This window comes from Tabrizicola sp. (assembly GCF_022842145.1).
In the GTDB taxonomy this organism is placed as follows: Bacteria; Pseudomonadota; Alphaproteobacteria; order Rhodobacterales; family Rhodobacteraceae; genus Tabrizicola.
In genome coordinates this window covers 65,331-83,932 of record NZ_JALHQD010000010.1, presented here as the reverse complement: position 1 = coordinate 83,932, position 18,602 = coordinate 65,331, and the positions used below count along the sequence as shown (strand labels likewise).

The window sequence follows — 18,602 nt, the reverse complement described above, 5'->3', positions numbered from 1 at the left end:
ATGGCGTTTACCCTGACGGTCGCCGACACCACCAAGCCAGTGCTGACCGGGCCGAACAACGCGACCACCGCCGGGGCGGGCACGGACAGCCGTACCATCGAATCCGGGACCACCGCCGTCACCACCTTCACCTCCAACGAGCCGATTAGCTCCTGGACCCTGTCGGGCACCGATGCTGCGCTCTTCAACATCACCAGCGGCGGGGTGCTGACCCTGCAGGCCCCCGGCGTCGTGGGGACCTATGTGGTCAACGTCATCGGCACCGACGCCTCGGGCAACTTCTCGACGATGGCCTTCACCCTGACGGTCACCGACACCACCAAGCCGGTCCTGACCGGGCCGAACAACGCGACCACTGCCGGAGCAGGTACGGACAGCCGCACCATCGAATCCGGGACCACCGCCGTCACCACCTTCACCGCCAACGAGCCGATTAGCTCCTGGAGCCTGTCGGGCACCGATGCTGCGCTCTTCAACATCACCAGCGGCGGGGTGCTGACCCTGCAGGCCCCCGGCGTCGTGGGGACCTATGTGGTCAACGTCACCGGCACCGACGCCTCGGGCAACTTCTCGACGATGGCCTTCACCCTGACGGTCACCGACACCACCAAGCCGGTGCTGACCGGGCCGAACAGCTCGACCACCGCCGGAGCCGGTACGGACAGCCGCACCATCGAATCCGGGACCAGCGCCGTGACCACCTTCACCGCCAACGAGCCGGTGAGCTCCTGGAGCCTGTCGGGCACCGATGCGGCGCTCTTCAACATCACCAGCGGCGGGGTCCTGACCCTGCAGGACCCCGGCGTCGTGGGGACCTATGTGGTCAACGTCATCGGCACCGACGCCTCGGGCAACTTCTCGGTCATGGCGTTTACCCTGACGGTCACCGACACCACCAAGCCGGTGCTGACCGGGCCGAACAACACGACCACGGACGGGCTCGGCAGTGATACTACGACAATCGAGGCCGGGACCAGCGCCGTGACCACCTTCACCGCCAACGAGCCGGTGAGCTCCTGGAGCCTGTCGGGCACCGATGCGGCGCTCTTCAACATCACCAGCGGCGGGGTCCTGACCCTGCAGGACCCCGGCGTGGTGGGGACCTATGTGGTCAACGTCACCGGCACCGACGCCTCGGGCAACTTCTCGGTCCTCACCTTCACCCTGATCGTCGAGCGAGCAACCTTTATTGAGGCCGAGGCAGACAAGTCGACGGGCATCGCCAACAGCGCGGACGCGGTTGAAATCACTATAACATTGACGGATGAAAACAACCTGCCTGTTATCGGAAAGGCCGTCGAACTCACAACAGACTTCGGAACACTGTTCATTAACCCGTCGGGCAAGACCGTTCTGACGCGTGACAATGGGGATGGCACCTATACAGCCTTCCTGCGTTCCGCTGAGCCGGGTGAAGCAACGATTACCGTGACAATCGACGGAGTTGATCAGCTGAACCAACTGTTTGTTGAGTTCATTTTGATTGATGAAACGGGCTCAGCCCTAAACGCATCGCCGAGCGAGATCAGGGCAAACGGTCTTGATACATCCCAGATCACCGTCAGTCTCTATGATGCCGAAGGCTCTCTTCTACCGTCGGGCGGGGACACAGTTGCATTGGTATCAACGCTCGGTACATTGAGCGCAGTCACGGACAATGGGGATGGAACCTACTCGGCAACCTTGACGGCAGCCACAGAGGTGGGTGTCGCCACGGTGAGTGGGACTGTGAATGGCATCGCCATCGCGGCCCCAACGACCGTACGGTTCGCAGAGTACCAACAGGCTGTTCGAGAGGCCTTCAAGGATGTCACCTCGGCCTTCATCCAGCGCCGGATGGACAGGCTTCTCTCTGCCGAACCAAGCTCTCACCAGCTTGAGCGCCGGCGGGAAGCCACTTCGGCGCTGCAGTTCAGCGTGAATCACGACACCACTTCAGGTGAACTGGCCTCGCATCTGCAACTGGCCGGTCGGTTGGGTCAGGCCCCAACGGGCGGTCTGGACGTGTCGGCGTCCGATGCGAGCCCTGCGACGCAACTGAGCTTCGCCGGCAACTTCGCCTCCAGGGACCGGAACTGGTACTTCTGGACCGAAGGGCAGTACAGCTCGTACACGGACGCGACCGGCTCCCTGGAAGAACGCAAGGGCGGGTTCGGGATCGTCTTCTTTGGCGTGGACTACCTGGTCAATGAACGTCTGGCCTTCGGTGTGATGGCGCTGGCCGACAAGGCGTCCGAAAGCATCGACGGACATTCGGATGTTTCGGGCACCGGCTGGATGGTCGGTCCCTATGTGTCCGGCGAAATCACCGAGGATCTGTTCTTCACCGGCCGCATGGCCTGGGGCCAGTCCAGCAACACAGCGGCAATCGATGTGTTCTCGGACGACGTCCTGTGGAGCGGTGATTTCGAGACGCGACGGTTCCTGGCACGCGGGGCGCTTTACGGGCGGTTCGATCTGGGACAGGCGCAGCTGACGCCGCAGGTCGACGTGGCCTACATGCGCGAAACCCAGGGCGGCTATCTTGTTACGGATGGCAATTCCGAAGTCTCGATCGCAGGCACAAAGGCTGAAATCGGGCGGCTGTCACTGTCGATGGAAGTCGACTGGCCGACCGGATCTGGTGCGATGACTGCGTTTGTCATCCCCAAGCTTGACTGGGACTTCCACAACTCCGCGCCCGGTCAGCAAAATGATGACACCCGAGGGTCGCTGGAGTTCGGCGTGCGGACGCGTTGGGATGCCGGGTGGCGCGGAGAGGCCGCGGTCCGCTATGACGGGATCGGTCAGCCCGGCTTCGAGGCGTGGAACCTGAGACTGACTGCCCAGATCGATTTCTGACGGGGTGGGGGTCTTGGCCCCCCACCTCGCTTTGCGGCGTGGGCAGGCGTGGGGACTCCTGTCCCGTGCAGGCCCCAGTCGCAATGTCTGTCAGGTTCGCATTTAAAGTCCGACCGGCTGCTCGGCCGGTCGGAGCTGCCCCGCGCTAACGGGCGAGCAAGGCTTCGACCTCGCTCCGCGAGGGCATTGCCGGGGCAGTGCCGGGGCGGGTCACAGAGATACCAGCCGTAGCACAGCCAAAGCGCACGGCCGCGATCACGTCCTGACCCTCGGCCAGTGCCACGGCAAAACCACCGTTGAAGGCATCGCCCGCTCCGGTCGTCTCCACCACCGGACCGGCCGAGATCACGGGCACATGCACGGTCTGCTTCGCGTCATGATACAGCGCGCCCTTGTCGCCCAGCGTGATGACCACGGCGCCGACGCCTTTGGCCAGCAGCGCCTGGGCGGCTGCCGTCGCCTCGTCGACCGTGGCGACGGGCAGGCCGGTCAGGGCTTCCGCTTCGGATTCGTTGGGGGTGACGAAGTCGCAAAGTGCCAGCATCTCGTCCGGCAGGCTGGCGGCCGGGGCAGGGTTCAGGATCGTGGTCACACCGGCGGCGCGTGCGATCTGCAAGCCGCGGAGGGCGGCGGGGATCGGCTGTTCCAACTGGGTGACGAAGACCGATGCCGAGCGGATCAGCTTCGCCTTCGCCTCGACATCCTCCGGTGACACCCGACCCGCCGCGCCGGGGGCCACAATGATCGCGTTGTTGCCGGTGGCATTCTCGATGAAAATGTAGGCCGCGCCGGTATAGCTTTCGGCATCCACCTTCACCTCCGGGACGACCCCCGCCTTGGCCCAGGTTGCCTGCGCGATGTCGGCGAAGGCATCCGCCCCCAGGCGGGTGATGAAATGGACCTTTCCCCCCGCCATCGCGGCCGCAACCGACTGGTTCGAGCCCTTGCCCCCCGGCCCGAGGACGAAGGAGGTGCCAAGGATGGTTTCGCCCATCTTCGGCTGGCGTTCCGCGCGATATGCGGTGTCGGCAACGAAGATGCCGAGAATGACGATCGGTTTCATGGGCTGGACCCTCCGTTTCAGGCTTCGGGCGGGATCACGCCCTTGCGGAACATGAAGCAGCCGTAGAAGCGCCGCTCGCCGGTCTGGATGACGGCATAGGCCTCGCGCGCCATGTCATAGAAGGCGAAGCGCTCGATCGAGATCATCGGGCGCGGCTTGCCCTCGGCACGGTCGATCTCGGCCTGAACTTCGGCCTGCACCGGGGGGATCGAGGTCGGGTCGCCCACGATCTCCATCCTGCCGGCGAAGTCGTCGACGAAGGTGTCCAGCGGCAAAACCGACAGGATCGCCTGGACGGCCTCGGCGGACGTCAGGTTTTCCATCCGCAGAAGCTGGCAGGTGACCGTGGCCCGCGCCACGGAATCAGACGGAAAATTGGTGTCAGCGACGATCAGCACATCGCCATGTCCCATCGCGCGCAGGCAGGCCAGAACCTCGGCGTTCAGGCGGTTGTCGATTCCCTTGAGCATTTGTTCCCCCTTGGCCTAAAGGCGGTTGCCCGTGGCCTTGTCGAATACATGCGACACCGCGGCGTCGGGCGCCAGAGTGATCGTGGCGCCCGGGCCGAAGGCGACCCGGTTGCGGAAGACCGCGGTGATCTCGCGCCCGGCCAGACGCACCACGACATGCGTCTCGGACCCGGTGGGTTCGACAACCGCGACTGTGCCGGAAAGTCCTTCGGACGCTTCGGACAGATGCTCGGGCCGCATGCCGTAGACCACGTCGCGCCCTTCGTCGGCGGTCACCCCGGGGGGCAGGGGCAGCGATGCACCGGCCACCTCGACCCGCCCCGCAACGATGCGCCCGTCGATCAGGTTCATCGAAGGGCTGCCGATGAAGGCCGCAACGAAGGTGTTGGCGGGACGGTCGTAAAGCTCCAGGGGTGCGCCGACCTGTTCGATGCGTCCACCCTGCATGACGACGATCCGGTCGGCCATCGTCATCGCCTCGATCTGGTCGTGGGTCACGTAGACCGTCGTGGTCTTCAGCCGCTGGTGCAGCTCCTTGATCTCGGTCCGCATCTGGACGCGAAGCTTGGCGTCCAGGTTCGACAACGGTTCGTCAAAAAGGAAAACCTGCGGGTCGCGCACGATGGCCCGGCCCATTGCCACCCGCTGGCGCTGTCCGCCGGACAGCGCGCGGGGATAGCGGTCAAGGTAGGGGGTCAGGCCCAGGATCGCCGCCGCGTGTTCGACCTTCTGGCGGACCGCGTCCTTGTCCATTCCGCGCATCTTCAGCGCAAAGCCCATGTTGGCGCCCACGGTCTTGTGCGGGTAAAGCGCGTAGTTCTGGAACACCATCGCGATGTCGCGTTCCGACGGAGGCAGGTTGTTCACCCGCTTCGGCCCGATCATCACGTCGCCCGCCGTGACCTCTTCCAACCCTGCGATCATCCGCAGAAGCGTGGACTTGCCGCAGCCCGACGGGCCGACCAGCACCACGAAAGCCCCGTCCGGAATGTCCAGATCAAGGCCGTGGATCACCTGCAAGCCGCCATAGGTCTTGCGCAACGCGCGGATCGTCACTTCGGCCAAAGACTTCTCTCCCAGGGTCTGCTGCCAGAGTCCTACCGCAGCAAGGACAGTTCTGTCCATCCGCTGACCATACTAACATGTTAGAATCTTGACAGGCCCCTGACAGCTTGCGAAGCTGACTCTGGGCAATCTGCCGAACGGGGGGAACGGAAGACGTTTCGGATGCCATTCCGCCTGCGGACCGCAACAAGACCCGCCAAGGGCAGGGTCCGGCCACACTGACACTCAGACACCAGGCCGCACCGGACAAACCGGGCGGGCATGTTCCAAAGGGAGGAGCTACCTTGAAGGTCGAACTTTACGAGATGATGTCCCGGTCGCGGCTCAGCCGTCGCCGGATGCTGCAGGGCACCGCTGCCCTGGGCGCGATGGCGGCAATGCCGATGACCGCCCGCATGGCCAGCGCGCAGGACAATGTGCGCGCCGAGATCCTGAAGATCCCGGGCGTGGGCATGGGCAGCCCGACGGACGCCGATTGGCAGAAGGTGGGCGAACTTTGCCTGGGTGCCACCAAAGCCAGCGTGGCCGAAGGCGAGTTTGCCGGGGTCGAGCTGACCTTCCTGGGCCTGAACAACCAGAACCTGCACAACTTCCTGTTCCGCGGCTTCCTGAAGCCGTGGGAGGCCTATACCGGCGCCAAGATCAACTGGATCGACCTTGCGCAGGCCGATTACAACAGCCGCCTGCAGCAGTCGATCGCCACCGGCACCGTCGATTTCGACATCATCGAGATGGGCGCGCCGTTCGAAGGCGACACTGCCGGCAAGGGCCTGCTGGACGAGATGCCCGAATGGGTGGCCACCCAGATCGAAGCGGACGACCTTGTGGGCTACCTGCAGCCTCCGGTCGGGACATGGGACGGCAAGTCCTACCGCATCACCATCGACGGCGACTGCCACACCTTCTCGTACCGCAAGGACTATTTCGGCGAGGGCGCGATCGGCGGGGCCGAGGTTCCCAAGACCTGGCAGGACGTCAACGCCGTCTCGAAGGCGCTGATTGGCCAGACCGACCCGCTGACAGGCTTGCCGGCACACGGCTACCTTGACCCACTGAAGGGCTGGGGCGGCTTCGGGATGTACTTCATTGCCAACCGCGCCACCGCTTACGTCAAGCACCCGGACGATCCGGCATGGCTGTTTGATCCCGACACCATGAAACCCCGCGTCAACAATCCGGGCTGGGTCCAGGCTATCCAGGACGTGATGGACCTGATCGCCGCCGGGGCCTACCCTGCCGACCAGATCAACGCCGACCCCGGCACCACGGCGTTCAGCCAGTTCCTTGCCGGAACCGGCTCGATGCTGATGTGGTGGGGCGACGTCGGATCCTCGGCGCGCACGTCCGACACGTCGGTCGTGGGTGACGTCGTCGGCTTCGGGATCAACCCCGGCTCGACCCGCCGCTACAACTCGGCTGCCGGTGCCTGGGAGGAAACCGCGAACGAAGCGCCGCTCATGGCCTATATCGGCTGGGGCATCTATGTGACCAGCCGCGTTTCCAGTGACGAGAAGAAGCGCAAGGCCGCATGGTCCGCCGCTGCCCACCTGGGTGGCAAGGACCTGTCCCTGTGGACGGCGGCCTATCCGTCGGGCTTCCAGCCCTATCGGAACTCGCACTTCCAGTACGAGGAATGGGAAGCCGCCGGCTATGACCGCGCCTTCATCGAGGACTATCTCGGGTCGAACGCCGACAGCTACAACCACCCGAACGCCGCGATCGAGCCGCGTATCCCCGGCATCTTCCAGTACTACTCGGTCGCCGAGGACGAACTGGCCAAGGGCTTTGCCGGCACCTACAAGTCGGCTCAGGAAACGGCGGATGCCATTGCCGCCGCCTGGGAGAAGATCACCGACCAGATCGGCCGCGAAAGCCAGGTCGCGCTCTACAAGGCGAGCCTGGGGATGTGACGACACTTTAGGGTGGGCAGTATTGCCCACCCTACGCAAGACTTGGGCGCGCCGGACAACCGGCGCGCCTTATCTTTGTCTCTCAGGCCGGTCAGTACATCCTTCCCGACGCGCCCGCAGCACTGGCCTAGATCTTGGTCGGGAGAATCTCCCGCGAAGGAAGATCGCGGATCAGAAGCGGGATGCCGAACAGCTTCGAAAACAGAAACCCGCCCGAGATCGCCGAATTCGCCTGCCGGTTCGTCGAGATCAGCTTCATCGGCCAGAACTTCGTCGACATATAGGCCCCGCCGCGGATCGCCGAGGTGCGGGGTTTCGCCGGCAGGATCGGGTTCGACCCCAGGACGTGGTCGTGGCGCAACGGCTTGAACGGGTTGGACATGAAGAAGACCGTGCCCTGCAGGACCTTGCCGGAAATATCGACCCGAGGCTGCTCGCGGATGTAATGGTCTTCATCTTCGATGCCCACATCGATCGCGGCGGTGCGGTTCACCACCTTCATCGCGTCGCGTGCCGCGCCCAGCGGGGCAAAGGGCGCGCGGACCACCACAAGTGCTGCCCCCTTGGCAATGCCGGGCGCATAGGCGGCGGCTGATGCGCTTGGAACCCGAGCGTCGATCATCCGCGTCTCGGAGGCGACGCCCGACGCCTTGGTGATGATATCGATGGTCGCAGGCATATGGCCGTTCGCTTCCAGCGCCGCGACAACCCGCTGGGCCGTGGCGAGGTCGGGATACAGTCTTGTGATGATCGTTGTCATGTCTCACCCGTTGTTGATTGCCGCAATCACGTTCGCCGTCCGTCACGCTTCTGTCGTGACCATGCTTTCCTGGCCCACGGCGCTGGGTTTCGTCTCCAAGCTAGTCTCATTCTGTCCCCGGTCCAGCCGTTGCCGCCACAAGGGCCAGGCCGCGACCAGCGCCAGCGCCAGAAGCGCGGCCTCCAGCGCAAAGACCGGGATATAGGGCGCGGCTCCTGCCGCGGTTGTTCCTGGGGCCAGCAACATCAGGTCGCGGATCGCGCCGCCGACGGCGATGGCCACGCCAGCCGCAGTCGTCTGCACGGCACCCCAGGCACCAAGCGACAGCCCGATCTGGTCGCGGGGCGCGGTCCGCATCGTGGCCGTCAGCGTGCCGTGTCCGAAAAGCCCAGCTCCGAAGCCCGCCGCCAGGGTTGCGGCGATCAGCAGCGCCACCGATCCGGCGACGGCCGAGGCGAGCACCATAAGGAAAGCCGGAACGCCGATGGCCGCCCCCATTACCGCGACCAGCATCGGCTGCCCGCCCCGTCCCAGCCAGCGCGAGGCCAGGCCGAATCCGATCAGGCTGCCCGTGGCCAGCACCACCGTCAGCCGCGTGGTCTGGGCGACCGTCATCTGCAGGACCTGCCCGCCGTAGGGTTCCAGAAGGACATCGGCCATCCCGAACCCTGCCGTGCCAAGCGCGATCACCACCAGAAGCCGGAGCATCCCCCGCCGGGCCGCCAGCCGCGCCCAGGCATCGGAGAACCGGACCACCGGTTGCGGGGCCTGCGCACGCTCGCGGTTCCGGGCCTCCTGCTTCCACATGGCAATCCCGTTCAGCACGATGGTCACCACCGCCGAGCCCTGGATCACCTGGACCAGCCGGCCCGGCGTATAGGTTTCCAGCAAAGCTCCATAGGCGAAGGCGCTGAGGATCATGCCCACCAGCAGCATCACATACATCAGGCCGACGACCTTCGGCTGGTCCTCTTCGGGGACAAGATCGGTGGCCAGGGCCAGGCCGACCGTCTGCACGATGTGCACTCCGGCCCCGACCAGCAGGAAGGCCAGCGCCGCCGCGCTGAGGCCCAGCCAGCGCGGGGCGTCCACCGCTTCGCCATAGCCCGACAGCACCAAGAGCGCGAAGGGCATGATGGCGAAACCGCCGAACTGGTACATCGTGCCCTTGAAAATGTAAGGCAGGCGCCGCAACCCCAGTGCCGAGCGGAACGTGTCCGACCGGAACCCGATCAGTGCCCGGAACGGCGCAAAGACCAGGGGCAGGGCCAGCATCACCGCCACCAGCGACGCGGGGACCTTCAACTCGACGATCATAACCCGGTTCAGCGTGCCGACCAGCAGCACCAGCGCCATGCCGACCGTCACCTGGAACAGCGAAAGCCGCAGCAGCCGCGACAGCGGCACCTCGGTCGAGGCGACGTCGGCAAAGGGCAGCCAGCGCGGTCCGATCGCGGACAGTCGCGCAAGAGCAAAACGCTTGTAGTTGAACATCGCAGGCGCACCCGTCGATTGAACGCGTATTGTGACCGGACGTTGCGAGATGAGGTCCCCCTGCCGGAGGACAGAGGAACCTCATGCCCGTCTGTTTTTCCGCGCGGGATCACCCCCGCACGGACCTTTCGGTCAGTTCAGCGAGGTCAGCGCTTCGGGCATCAGCACGGCGCGTGCTGTGGTGCCGTCCGGCATCATGATCAGGACCTCGTTCGCGCCGCCCGCAGTGTAGGACACCTTCGCGGCCTCCTGCTCGGGCAGCACCAGCGCTGCGGACATTGCCCCGGCACCAAGCGGCTTGCCCGAAAGGAAATCCGCGACCCAGGTCGTGTTGCTGAGAACAGCGACATGGACGGCGAAAGACCCGACGGCCACGGCCGAAAGGAACAGCGGAACGCCGACGGTCGGCTTTACGACAAGCCACATTTTCGCGTTGTTCATGCTTTCCTCCTCAGCCGAGCCAGGGTGTCGAAACGGCAACCAGGACGTGGGCAATCAGGGCGATGACCCCGAAGACCCGCGTGCCGTCGATCAGATAGCTGTGTACTTCTTCGGCTTCCCGAAGCGTCAGGCCTGTCGGCCAGACCTTGTCAGGATCGTTAGACATAAGATGTTCCTCCGTGCCCTCGTCATCACTGTCTTGCTTGACGGGGTGACGACCTGATCCCGTCCGAACCCTCACCCAGAAAGACCGGGGCAGCCGGTTCTAATTCGCAATCTGTCACTTTTGTCTGACAATTTCAATTGTAACGACAGGTTTACATAATGGTGGTGCCTTCCCGCAATACTGGGACGCATATGGTTGATCCTGCTTGCTTTCCATCCGCGTCAACCCGTCGCAGCCCCTTTAAAGTCTGTAGCAACAGTGTTGCACAGTTTCTGGGCGCTTCGTTTTGACACGCACGCAATGGCGTCAGGCGGGGATGGTGATTCTCTTGCCATTCCCACCGAGAATTCGCTTTCCAAGCGCAGCAAGCCCCGGCTAACATGTCAGTCATGAGCGGGACCGATCAGCTGCACGTCGTCACCACGGACGACATCACCCCGGGCCGGGCCCGGCTTGGAAAAGCCCTCGTCTGGGGCGCAGCGGCGCTGCTTGCGCTGGTTGCTCTGGCGCAGGCGGCGCAATCGATGGGCTGGCTGGACTTCGGCTTCGATACCTGGCGGCCCACACTCTATGCTTATTGCCTGTGGGCCACGGCGCTGTGCTGGGCGCAGGTCATCACCCGCGGCGAGCAGGGCAAGCGCACGCTTTTTGTCCTGCCGGCGGCGCTGTTCGTCGTTTCGCTGACCGTCTTCCCGCTTCTTTTCGGGCTGATCATCGCGTTTTCCAGCTGGAACCTCTCCAGCCTCGACGGGCGCCAGTTCAACGGGGTGGACAACCTCGTCCAGATGTGGGGCGACCCGTTCTACTGGAACGCTCTGGGCAACATGGTCATCTATGTGCTCGCCATCATCGTGGAATACGCCATCGCCTTTGGGCTGGCCCTGATCCTCGCCGGTCAGATCCGCGCCCGGAAGTTCTGGCGGGTGGCCTTCCTTCTGCCGCTGATGCTGTCGCCGGTGGCCGTCAGCTGGATGGTCGGCAAGTCGATGCTGGAGCCGCGCTTCGGCCCGCTTGCTCGTCTGGCGCGCAGCCTGGGGATCGAAAATCCAAGCTTCTTCGAAAGCCCCTGGATGGCCAAGCTGACCATCATGGTGCTGGATGCCTGGACCTTCATCCCCTTCATGATGATCATGCTTCTGGCGGGCCTGCAGGCGATCCCGAAAGAGCTGCAGGAGGCCAGCCGCGTCGATGGTGCCACCGGCTGGAAAAGCTTCTGGGAGATCACCTTCCCGCTGATGCTGCCGGTCTCGGTCACCGCGATCCTGATCCGCATCATCTTCAAGCTGAAGCTGGCCGACATCGTCATCACCGTGACCTCTGGCGGGCCGGGAGGGGCGACGGATACCGTCACCAGCTTCATCTTCCGGGAATACCGGGAAAGGTCGAACGTCGGCTACGGGACCATGCTGGCGATGGTCTACCTCGTGCTGATCGTCATCGCGATGACGTTCCTGATGAAATTTGCCAACCGCCTGACGCGCCCCAGAACCTGACGGGACCCCGAAATGACCGATACCCCCGTCCAGATCTTCCGCGACAGCGAGGCCGACCGCGGTTTCCGCATGAAATGGTGGGCCAGCCGGACCGCGATTTACGGCGTCCTCGTTCTTTGGGCCGTGATCTGCCTCTTCCCGATCTACTGGACCGCGACGACCAGCTTCAAGATGGCTCCGAACGTGATGCAAGGCCAGATGGTCCCCTTTCCGCAGGCTTGGACGCCCGAGGGCGACTGGGCCAAGGCGCTGTTCTACGCGCCGAAGTGGAAGGGGTGGGAGTCCATCGGGATGTCGCCCCAGACCCTGCAGCAGGAAAGCACCGTCCGGGCCGAGTTCCTGAAGCGGTTCATGAACTCGACCATCGTGGCGCTGGTGTCCTCGACCCTGGCGGTGGTCTTGGGGGCGATGGCGGCCTATGGGCTGTCGCGGTTCCGCTACGAATGGGCCTGGATGAAGAACGACGACATCCTGTTCTTCTTCCTGTCGCAGTTGATCCTGCCGCCCGTGGTGCTCGCCCTGCCGTTCCTGGTTCTCTACAAGGAGCTGGCGCTGCTCGACACCCGGATCGGGCTCATCCTCCTTTACACGCTCTCGGTCCTGCCGATCGTCATCTGGATCATGAAGGACCAGTTCGAGACGATCCCGACCGAGTTGGAGGAAGCGGCCCTCGTCGACGGGCTGTCGATCTGGGGGGCTTTCCTGACGATCATCGTGCCCATCGCGCTGCCGGGGATGGTGGCGGCCTTCATCCTTTCGCTGGTTCTGACCTGGAACGAGTATTTCTTCGCGGCCCTCCTGACCTCGACCCACGCCAACACCCTGCCGGTGATGGTGGCCAGCCAGACCGGCAGCCAGGGGATCAACTGGTGGTCGATGGCGGCGCTGTCCTTCGCGGCGATCCTGCCCCTGATCGTGATCGGGATCGTGCTGGAGCGGTTCATCATCAAGGGGATGGCCGCAGGGGCGGTGAAGTAGTGCCCGCGCGTGGGCAGGCTTTTTGCCTGAATGAAATCAAGGGGTTGACTGTGGGCATTCAGACTTCGTCAACCTTCCCATCGATCAAAACCCGATGCTGAAGGGGATCGACCAGCGGCTGTCGGCCGAGATCGTTCATGTCCTCATGCTGATGGGACATGGCGACGATCTGGTGATCTGTGACGTGAACCACCCCGCGGCGACCATCGCGGCGGAGACGAGCTATGGCCGCCTGATCGACATGGCGGGATGCGACATCCCGACCGCCGCCCGGGCGATCCTGACGCTGATGCCGCTGGATACCTTCGTCCCTGCGCCCGTCAGCCGGATGCAGGTTGTCAGCAATCCCGAGGGCCAGGTCCCGATATTCGACCGGATGCAGGCGGTGGTCGATCAGGCGGAGGGCCGCGCCGTAACCATTCAGGCGCTGGAGCGGTTCGACTTCTATGCAGCCGCAAAGCGGTCCTTTGCCATCATCCGGACCAGTGACAGCGGACCCTACGGATGCTTCATCCTGAAGAAGGGCGTGGTGGATCTGCCGGAGTTGTAAGTGGACGCCTTCTCGTGCGCCTTCGGCTTCTCGTCGGAGGGTCAGCGAGGAGTGACGAAGTCATCGACGAGCGGTGGCGCGTCAGGGAAGACCCAGCACCTGCCTCAGGTGGATCAGCGCGATCTGCACGCCGCGTTCTCCCATCTCGGGAGAGGCTTGCCCGGCATCTTCGGTATACCAATGATCGCCGTCCCCGGCGCGGGCCATGTCCACCGTGTCGGGAGCCAGCGCCTGCATCAGCGCCGTCTCGCCCTTGCCGGCGTGGTCGAAGGGAAAGGCCGCGCCCTTGGGAAACAGCGGATGGATGCGGACCCAGTTGAACGGGTCCGCCCCTTCCGCCTGCTGCGCGTAATAGTCCTGCATGCCGCGGTCGCCCCACCAACCGGGGCCGCGCGTGGCCTCCAGGAACCGCATGATCGCGTTGCGCCCCGCCAGCCGGAAGGCAAGGTCCGTGGGCATGCCCTGGTCGAAGCCCTCGGTCTGGTGATGGATCACGCCCCGGATGTTGCGGAAACCTGCCTTCAGAAGCGCGGTGAACAGTCCTTCGGCCAGCGGCAGGATCGCCCCGGCGTCGATGTGCAGCGTCCCGGTGCCCTCTGGTCCCGCCACGGCATGCGAGGCCGCGCCATAGGCGAAGGGGGGCAGGGTGATGATTTGGTTTCCCAGCCGGTCGAGGACTTCGGTCACGGCGAGGAGGTCCACGCCGGAGGGGAGGTGCTGGCCGTGGTATTCCATCACGCCGATCGGCAGCACGACCGGAGTGTTCGCCGCGATGGCCTCCTGCAACTGATGCGGGCGGAGGCGGGCGAACTCGGTCACGGCAGGGCCTGCATCAGGTCTTGGGTCTGCGCGTAAAGGCGCTTCCAGAGCGGGTATTGCGTGGCGTAGGCGGGGACGGATTCCGGCGTCACCGTGCTCGCGTTGGGGTTCCAGTCCAGGATGTCCTTGGGCTTTGCGGCCCCGATGGCCAGCGCGGCCAGGAAGGCGTCGCCGTAGCTGGCACCGATGGTCTTTTCGCAGACATGCTGCGCGACGCCGCCGAAGTCCGAGGTCGCCTGCAGCCAGAGCGCGTTCTTCGTGCCGCCGCCGACCGAAAGCACGCGGTCAGGGGATGCGCCCACTTCGGCATAGGTCTCCAGCACATGGGCGGTTCCGGCGGCGATGCCCTCGACCACCGCGCGGAACATGTCGGCGCGGGTGTGGGTGAGGTTCAGGCCGAAGAACGCCCCCCGCGCGTGCGGGTCGTGGATTGGGGTCCGTTCGCCCGAGAAATAGGGCAGGCAGATCAGCCCCTTGGCGCCCTTGGGGCTGTCGGTTGCTTCCGCCACCAAAGCAGGGAAATCCGTGTCTCGGGCCAACTGGTCGCGGAACCAGTGGGTCAGCGTGCCGGATGTCGCCAGCCCCGCCATCGAGGCGTGCATGCCGGGGAAAAGCCAGGGCGCATACCACAGGCGCGGGTCGCGGACGGGTTGGCCGGTGACCTGGATGATGAAGATGGTCGAGCCATACATCATCATCATCTCGCCGGGGTGCTGGACGCCGACACTGACCGCCTCGGCCGCTGCGTCGATGGTCCCGCAGGTGACGGGGGTGCCCTGTGCAAGGCCGGTCTCGGCGGCGGCTGCGGCGGTGATGTGCCCGGCGATCTCGGTCGACCACATCAGGCGGGGAAGCTTGCCCAGCGGGATGATTTCGGGCGCGAGGTCGGCGGTCCAGTTCTGGGTTGTCACGTCGTAGAGCGGCGAGAAGTTCGCGGCGGTGTAGTGGTCGATGACGTATTCGCCGGTCAGCTTCCAGGTGAGGTAGCTGGTGGACGTCAGGACCATCGCCGTTTGCGCGTAAAGGTCGGGGTGGGTTTCCTTGAGCCACAGGATCTTTGGGCCCACGGATTGCGAGGTCAGCGCATTGCCGCAGCGTTGGTGGATGGTCGCCTCGCCAATCCGGGCGTTGAGCGCGGCGATCTGGTCGGTGGCGCGGGTGTCGACGCCGTAAAGGACGCCGTTCATCAGGGGTTTGCCGTGTGCGTCCACCGGCAACATGCAGGGGCCGATGGCGCTGGCGGCGACGGCTTTGATGTCCTTGGGGTCAAGGCCGGACTGCTGGAGAAGGGCCTTGGTGATGAAAACGAAGTCGCCCCACCAGTCCTCCTCGGCCCGGTGCTCGGCCCATCCGGCGCGGGGGACGATCATCTTGTGCGGTCGGCTGGCGCTGGCGGTGATATGGCCCTGGGCATCGACGAGGACGCCCTTGGATTCGAAGGTGCCGATGTCGATGCCAAGGGTATGCGGGCCGCGGGTGTGGGTCATCGGGTCAGCTTGAAATCGGAGGTGATGCCGGACAGGGCGGTGTCAAGGACGGTGACGAGGTCGTCAAGGTCCTTGGGGTCGACCACTTCCAGCGCGGAGTGGGAGTAACGCATGGGAAAGCCGACATCGAGGCAGGCGACGCCTTCCGGACCCATGAACTGGATGTAGGACAGGTCGGTCAGCGCGCCGGTGTGGGCGGAGCGTTGGAGGGGGAGGTTGGCGGTGTTTGCGGCGTCCTCGAACAGGTGGACAAGGGCGGGGTGCGGGATCACGCCGTTCAGGGTGCCGCGGCCGTGGAAGGAGTAGAGTGAAATGCCGGGACCACCGCCGAGGGTGACGTCGCCCCGGGCGGTCATGTCCGGCGTGTCGCAGGCGAGGAGGAGGTCGATCTGCAGCGCGATGGCGGGTTGCAGGGCCGTGGCGGCGGGCAGGACGCCGCGGAGGTTGTATTCCTCCTGCACCGACCAGACGAGGTGCAGGGTGGGGCCGGGTTTGCCCTGGCGCGCCTCGGCCAGTTTCAGGAGGGCGGCACAGCCGGCGCGGTCGTCGACCGAGGTGCCGGCGATGCGGCCGTTCGCCAGGGTGAGGGCGCGGGGGAGGTAGGTGACGGGGGTGCCGATGCGGACGCCTGCGGATTCGGCGTCCGCTTTGGACATGAAGCCCGCGTCGACGTAGAGGTCGGCGTAGGGGAGAACCTTGTACTTCTCGTCGGGCGTGGTGGCGTGGTGGCTTTTGTTGGCGATGAGGGCGGGGAGGTCGCCCTGGTCGGCGCAAAGGAGGACGGCTTGCGCGGGCAAGGCGCGTTCCGGGACACCGCCGAGGCGTTCGAGGCGGATGAGGCCGGTGGCTTCCACCTTGCGGACGATAAAGCCAAGCTGGTCCATGTGGGTGAAGACCATCACGGGCGGGAGCGCAGGGTCGCCGGGAAGCGTGCAGGTCAGGTTGCCGAGGCGGTCGGAGGTGTGGGTAAGGCCGAGGCTGTCGAGATGCCCGGCGATGGCGGCGGCGACGCGGGTCTCATACCCCGCAAGGCCGGGGAGCAGCATCAGTTCGACCGTCAGGTCGGCGACCGAGGGCAGCGTCATTTCCCGCCCCGGGCCGCACGGGCGCGGGCCATGAAATCGGCGGCGCGGTCGGGGTCGACGGCGGCCCAGGTGTCGCCGCCGATCTTCAGCGCCGAACCGACGATACAGCCATCGGCGACGGCGAGGACATCGGCGACGGTGGTATGCTTGACGCCGGTATTGGCGAGGACGGGGGTGGTGGGCAGGACGCGCTTGACGCCTTCGAGGTCCTCCATCCGCGCGGCCTCGCCGGTGATCGCGCCGGAGACCAGTACCGCGTCGGGGATCGAGGAGAAAACGGCCGACCGCGCCCGGTCGGGCAGGGGGCGGCGGTCGAGGCTGTCGGCGAACTCGGCTGAGACGTTGTAGAGGCGGGCGACGTTCCCGGCGCCAAGGCGCTGGGCATAGCGGACGGCAGCACCGGCGTCGGGGGCCCAGACTCCCATGTCCGAGGCATAGGTGCCGGTGAAGATCTCGCGCACGAAGGCGGCCCCGGTTGCGGCGGCGACGGCGAAGCTGGACATCGGGTCCCAAAGGACGTTGACGCCGAACGGCACGGTGATCTCGTCCCGCAGGCGGCCGATCACATAGGCCATCGTGGCGGAGGTGGCGGTGTCGACCTTGAGCTCATAGGGGCGGTCATTTTCGTTGCCGAACATCACCGCGTCGAAGCCTGCTGCCTGAAGTGCCTTCAGGTCCGCCCGGGCACCAGCGAGGATTCCCTCGACCCCGCGGGCGTCGTCATAAAGCGGCGCGCCGGGCGATGCCCCAAGGTGCACCATTGCAATGACCGGCTTCTTGTCCCCGAAAACAGCTTGAAAATGCGACATCATGATCCTCCCACGCCGGGCAGGCTAGCGTGAAAGAAGTTGGACGGGAAGCGGGATCATACTAGCATGTCAGTGTCAGGGAGGACACACATGCTGGCAACAAGGCACTGGGATCGGCTGGGAAACGGCGGGTTGACCTTCACCGAGCTGGGCTTCGGGGCGGCGCCGGTCGGCAACCTTTTCAAGGCGATTTCGGACGACGAGGCGCATGCGGTGCTGACGGCCGCGTGGGACGGAGGCGTGCGCTATTTCGACACCGCGCCGCTTTACGGGTTGGGCCTGTCCGAGACGCGGCTGAACCGGCTCTTGCGCGGCAAACCAAGGGACTCCTATGTCCTGTCGTCCAAAGTCGGGCGCCTGCTTCATGCCGTGGCTCCGGATCAGCGCGACGGCATCGGCAAATGGGTCGACGTTCCGGCCCGGAAGGAGACCTTCGACTACAGCTACGACGGCACGATGCGCAGCCTTGAGTTCTCGCTGGAACGGCTGGGGGTGGACCGGATCGACATCCTTTACGCCCATGACCTGGACATCTTCACCCACGGCGGCCAGGCGGAGATGCAGGCGCGGCTGGAGGAGTTCATGGCGGGCGGTTACCGCGCGCTGGTGGCCCTTCGTGATCAGGGGGTGATCCGGGCCTTTGGCGGGGGGATCAACGAATGGCAGCCCTGCCAGTGGCTTCTGGAGCGGGGGGATTTCGACATCTTCCTCCTGGCGGGCCGCTACACGCTGCTGGAGCAGGAGGCGCAGGAAAGCTTCCTGCCGATGTGCGTGGACCGGGGCGTCGGGATCGTGGTCGGCGGTCCGTATAACTCCGGCATCCTTGCCACGGGGCCACGGCCGGGGGCGCATTGGAACTATGCCCCGGCGCCAGACTGGGTGATGACCAAGGCGGTGCGGCTGCAACAGTTCTGTGCGGCGCATGGGGTGCGGCTGGTCGATGCGGCCTTCCAGTTCCCGTTGCGGCATCTGGCCGTGGTCTCGGTCATCCCCGGCGGGCAGGGGCTGGCGGAGATGGCGTCGAACCTGGCGGCTGCAAAGACCGCGATCCCGCAGGCGCTGTGGCAGGAATTGCGCGCCGAGGGGCTGCTGCGACAGGACGTGCCGATCTAACAAGCGCCTCCTCGTGCGCCTTCGGCTTCTCGTCGGGGAGCACCCGCGAGGAGGGACG

17 protein-coding genes are annotated in these 18,602 nt (G+C 65.2%); 6 read left to right on the top strand and 11 right to left on the bottom strand.

Annotated elements, in window-relative coordinates; all coding sequences use genetic code 11:
• Window positions 1–2,841, top strand: a 2,841-nt coding sequence (locus tag Q0C42_RS19330; protein WP_295079929.1) for an invasin domain 3-containing protein, incomplete at its 5' end; no start/stop codon positions are given.
• A 145-nt stretch (window positions 2,842–2,986) separates the two neighbouring features.
• Here Q0C42_RS19330 and Q0C42_RS19325 read toward each other — a convergent pair.
• From Q0C42_RS19325 to Q0C42_RS19315, 3 genes are read right to left on the bottom strand one after another with little or no spacing between them, the layout of a single operon-like run.
• A complete protein-coding gene (locus tag Q0C42_RS19325; RefSeq protein ID WP_295079926.1) occupies window positions 2,987–3,904 on the bottom strand; it encodes a ribokinase in 918 nt (305 codons plus the stop codon).
• Window positions 3,905–3,921: 17 nt separating this feature from the next.
• Entirely contained in the window at window positions 3,922–4,374 is a 453-nt protein-coding gene (locus tag Q0C42_RS19320) for an RbsD/FucU family protein (protein WP_295079923.1), read from the bottom strand.
• Window positions 4,375–4,389: 15 nt separating this feature from the next.
• On the bottom strand, window positions 4,390–5,439 hold the full coding sequence (locus Q0C42_RS19315) for an ABC transporter ATP-binding protein (RefSeq protein WP_295080160.1): 1,050 nt from the start codon (window positions 5,437–5,439) through the stop codon (window positions 4,390–4,392).
• A gap of 284 nt (window positions 5,440–5,723) precedes the next feature.
• Here Q0C42_RS19315 and Q0C42_RS19310 point away from each other — a divergent pair, with 284 nt between their 5' ends.
• Window positions 5,724–7,349, top strand: coding sequence for an extracellular solute-binding protein (locus Q0C42_RS19310; protein WP_295079920.1), 1,626 nt, complete (start codon window positions 5,724–5,726; stop codon window positions 7,347–7,349).
• A gap of 127 nt (window positions 7,350–7,476) precedes the next feature.
• Here the strand turns inward: Q0C42_RS19310 and Q0C42_RS19305 are convergent, their stop codons facing one another.
• From Q0C42_RS19305 to pufB, 4 genes are all read right to left on the bottom strand, one after another.
• Window positions 7,477–8,109: a hypothetical protein gene (locus Q0C42_RS19305; RefSeq protein ID WP_295079917.1), complete on the bottom strand. Its 633-nt coding sequence runs from the start codon at window positions 8,107–8,109 to the stop codon at window positions 7,477–7,479.
• 42 nt (window positions 8,110–8,151) lie between these two features.
• Entirely contained in the window at window positions 8,152–9,603 is a 1,452-nt protein-coding gene (locus Q0C42_RS19300) for a PucC family protein (RefSeq protein WP_295079913.1), read from the bottom strand.
• Between the two features lie 132 nt (window positions 9,604–9,735).
• Complete coding sequence (locus Q0C42_RS19295; RefSeq protein WP_295079910.1) at window positions 9,736–10,044, bottom strand: light-harvesting protein; 309 nt, start codon at window positions 10,042–10,044, stop codon at window positions 9,736–9,738.
• A 10-nt stretch (window positions 10,045–10,054) separates the two neighbouring features.
• A complete protein-coding gene (gene pufB, locus Q0C42_RS19290) occupies window positions 10,055–10,210 on the bottom strand; it encodes a light-harvesting antenna LH1, beta subunit (RefSeq protein WP_295079907.1) in 156 nt (51 codons plus the stop codon).
• A 389-nt stretch (window positions 10,211–10,599) separates the two neighbouring features.
• Here pufB and Q0C42_RS19285 point away from each other — a divergent pair, with 389 nt between their 5' ends.
• From Q0C42_RS19285 to Q0C42_RS19275, 3 genes are all read left to right on the top strand, one after another.
• Entirely contained in the window at window positions 10,600–11,703 is a 1,104-nt protein-coding gene (locus tag Q0C42_RS19285; protein ID WP_295079904.1) for a carbohydrate ABC transporter permease, read from the top strand.
• 12 nt (window positions 11,704–11,715) lie between these two features.
• The gene (locus Q0C42_RS19280; protein WP_295079901.1) at window positions 11,716–12,681 is read left to right on the top strand and encodes a carbohydrate ABC transporter permease; all 966 of its coding nucleotides are present in this window, start codon (window positions 11,716–11,718) and stop codon (window positions 12,679–12,681) included.
• A 94-nt stretch (window positions 12,682–12,775) separates the two neighbouring features.
• Entirely contained in the window at window positions 12,776–13,231 is a 456-nt protein-coding gene (locus Q0C42_RS19275) for an RbsD/FucU domain-containing protein (RefSeq protein WP_295079898.1), read from the top strand.
• Between the two features lie 81 nt (window positions 13,232–13,312).
• Here the strand turns inward: Q0C42_RS19275 and Q0C42_RS19270 are convergent, their stop codons facing one another.
• Genes Q0C42_RS19270 through Q0C42_RS19255 form a run of 4 tightly spaced genes read right to left on the bottom strand, consistent with a single transcriptional unit; the run spans window position 13,313 to window position 17,431 of the window.
• Complete coding sequence (locus Q0C42_RS19270; protein ID WP_295079896.1) at window positions 13,313–14,050, bottom strand: creatininase family protein; 738 nt, start codon at window positions 14,048–14,050, stop codon at window positions 13,313–13,315.
• Window positions 14,047–15,537, bottom strand: coding sequence for an FGGY-family carbohydrate kinase (locus tag Q0C42_RS19265; protein ID WP_295079893.1), 1,491 nt, complete (start codon window positions 15,535–15,537; stop codon window positions 14,047–14,049). Before Q0C42_RS19265 ends, Q0C42_RS19270 begins: the two co-directional genes overlap by 4 nt.
• Entirely contained in the window at window positions 15,534–16,622 is a 1,089-nt protein-coding gene (locus Q0C42_RS19260) for a M20/M25/M40 family metallo-hydrolase (RefSeq protein ID WP_295079890.1), read from the bottom strand. The genes Q0C42_RS19265 and Q0C42_RS19260 overlap by 4 nt, the downstream gene beginning before the upstream one ends.
• Complete coding sequence (locus Q0C42_RS19255) at window positions 16,619–17,431, bottom strand: BtpA/SgcQ family protein (RefSeq protein WP_295079887.1); 813 nt, start codon at window positions 17,429–17,431, stop codon at window positions 16,619–16,621. Before Q0C42_RS19255 ends, Q0C42_RS19260 begins: the two co-directional genes overlap by 4 nt.
• Before the next feature lie 90 nt (window positions 17,432–17,521).
• Between Q0C42_RS19255 and Q0C42_RS19250 the strand changes: the two genes are divergently transcribed.
• Window positions 17,522–18,544 (top strand): aldo/keto reductase, encoded by a 1,023-nt coding sequence (locus Q0C42_RS19250; protein ID WP_295079884.1) that lies wholly within the window; start codon window positions 17,522–17,524, stop codon window positions 18,542–18,544.
• Window positions 18,545–18,602 lie beyond the last annotated feature (58 nt).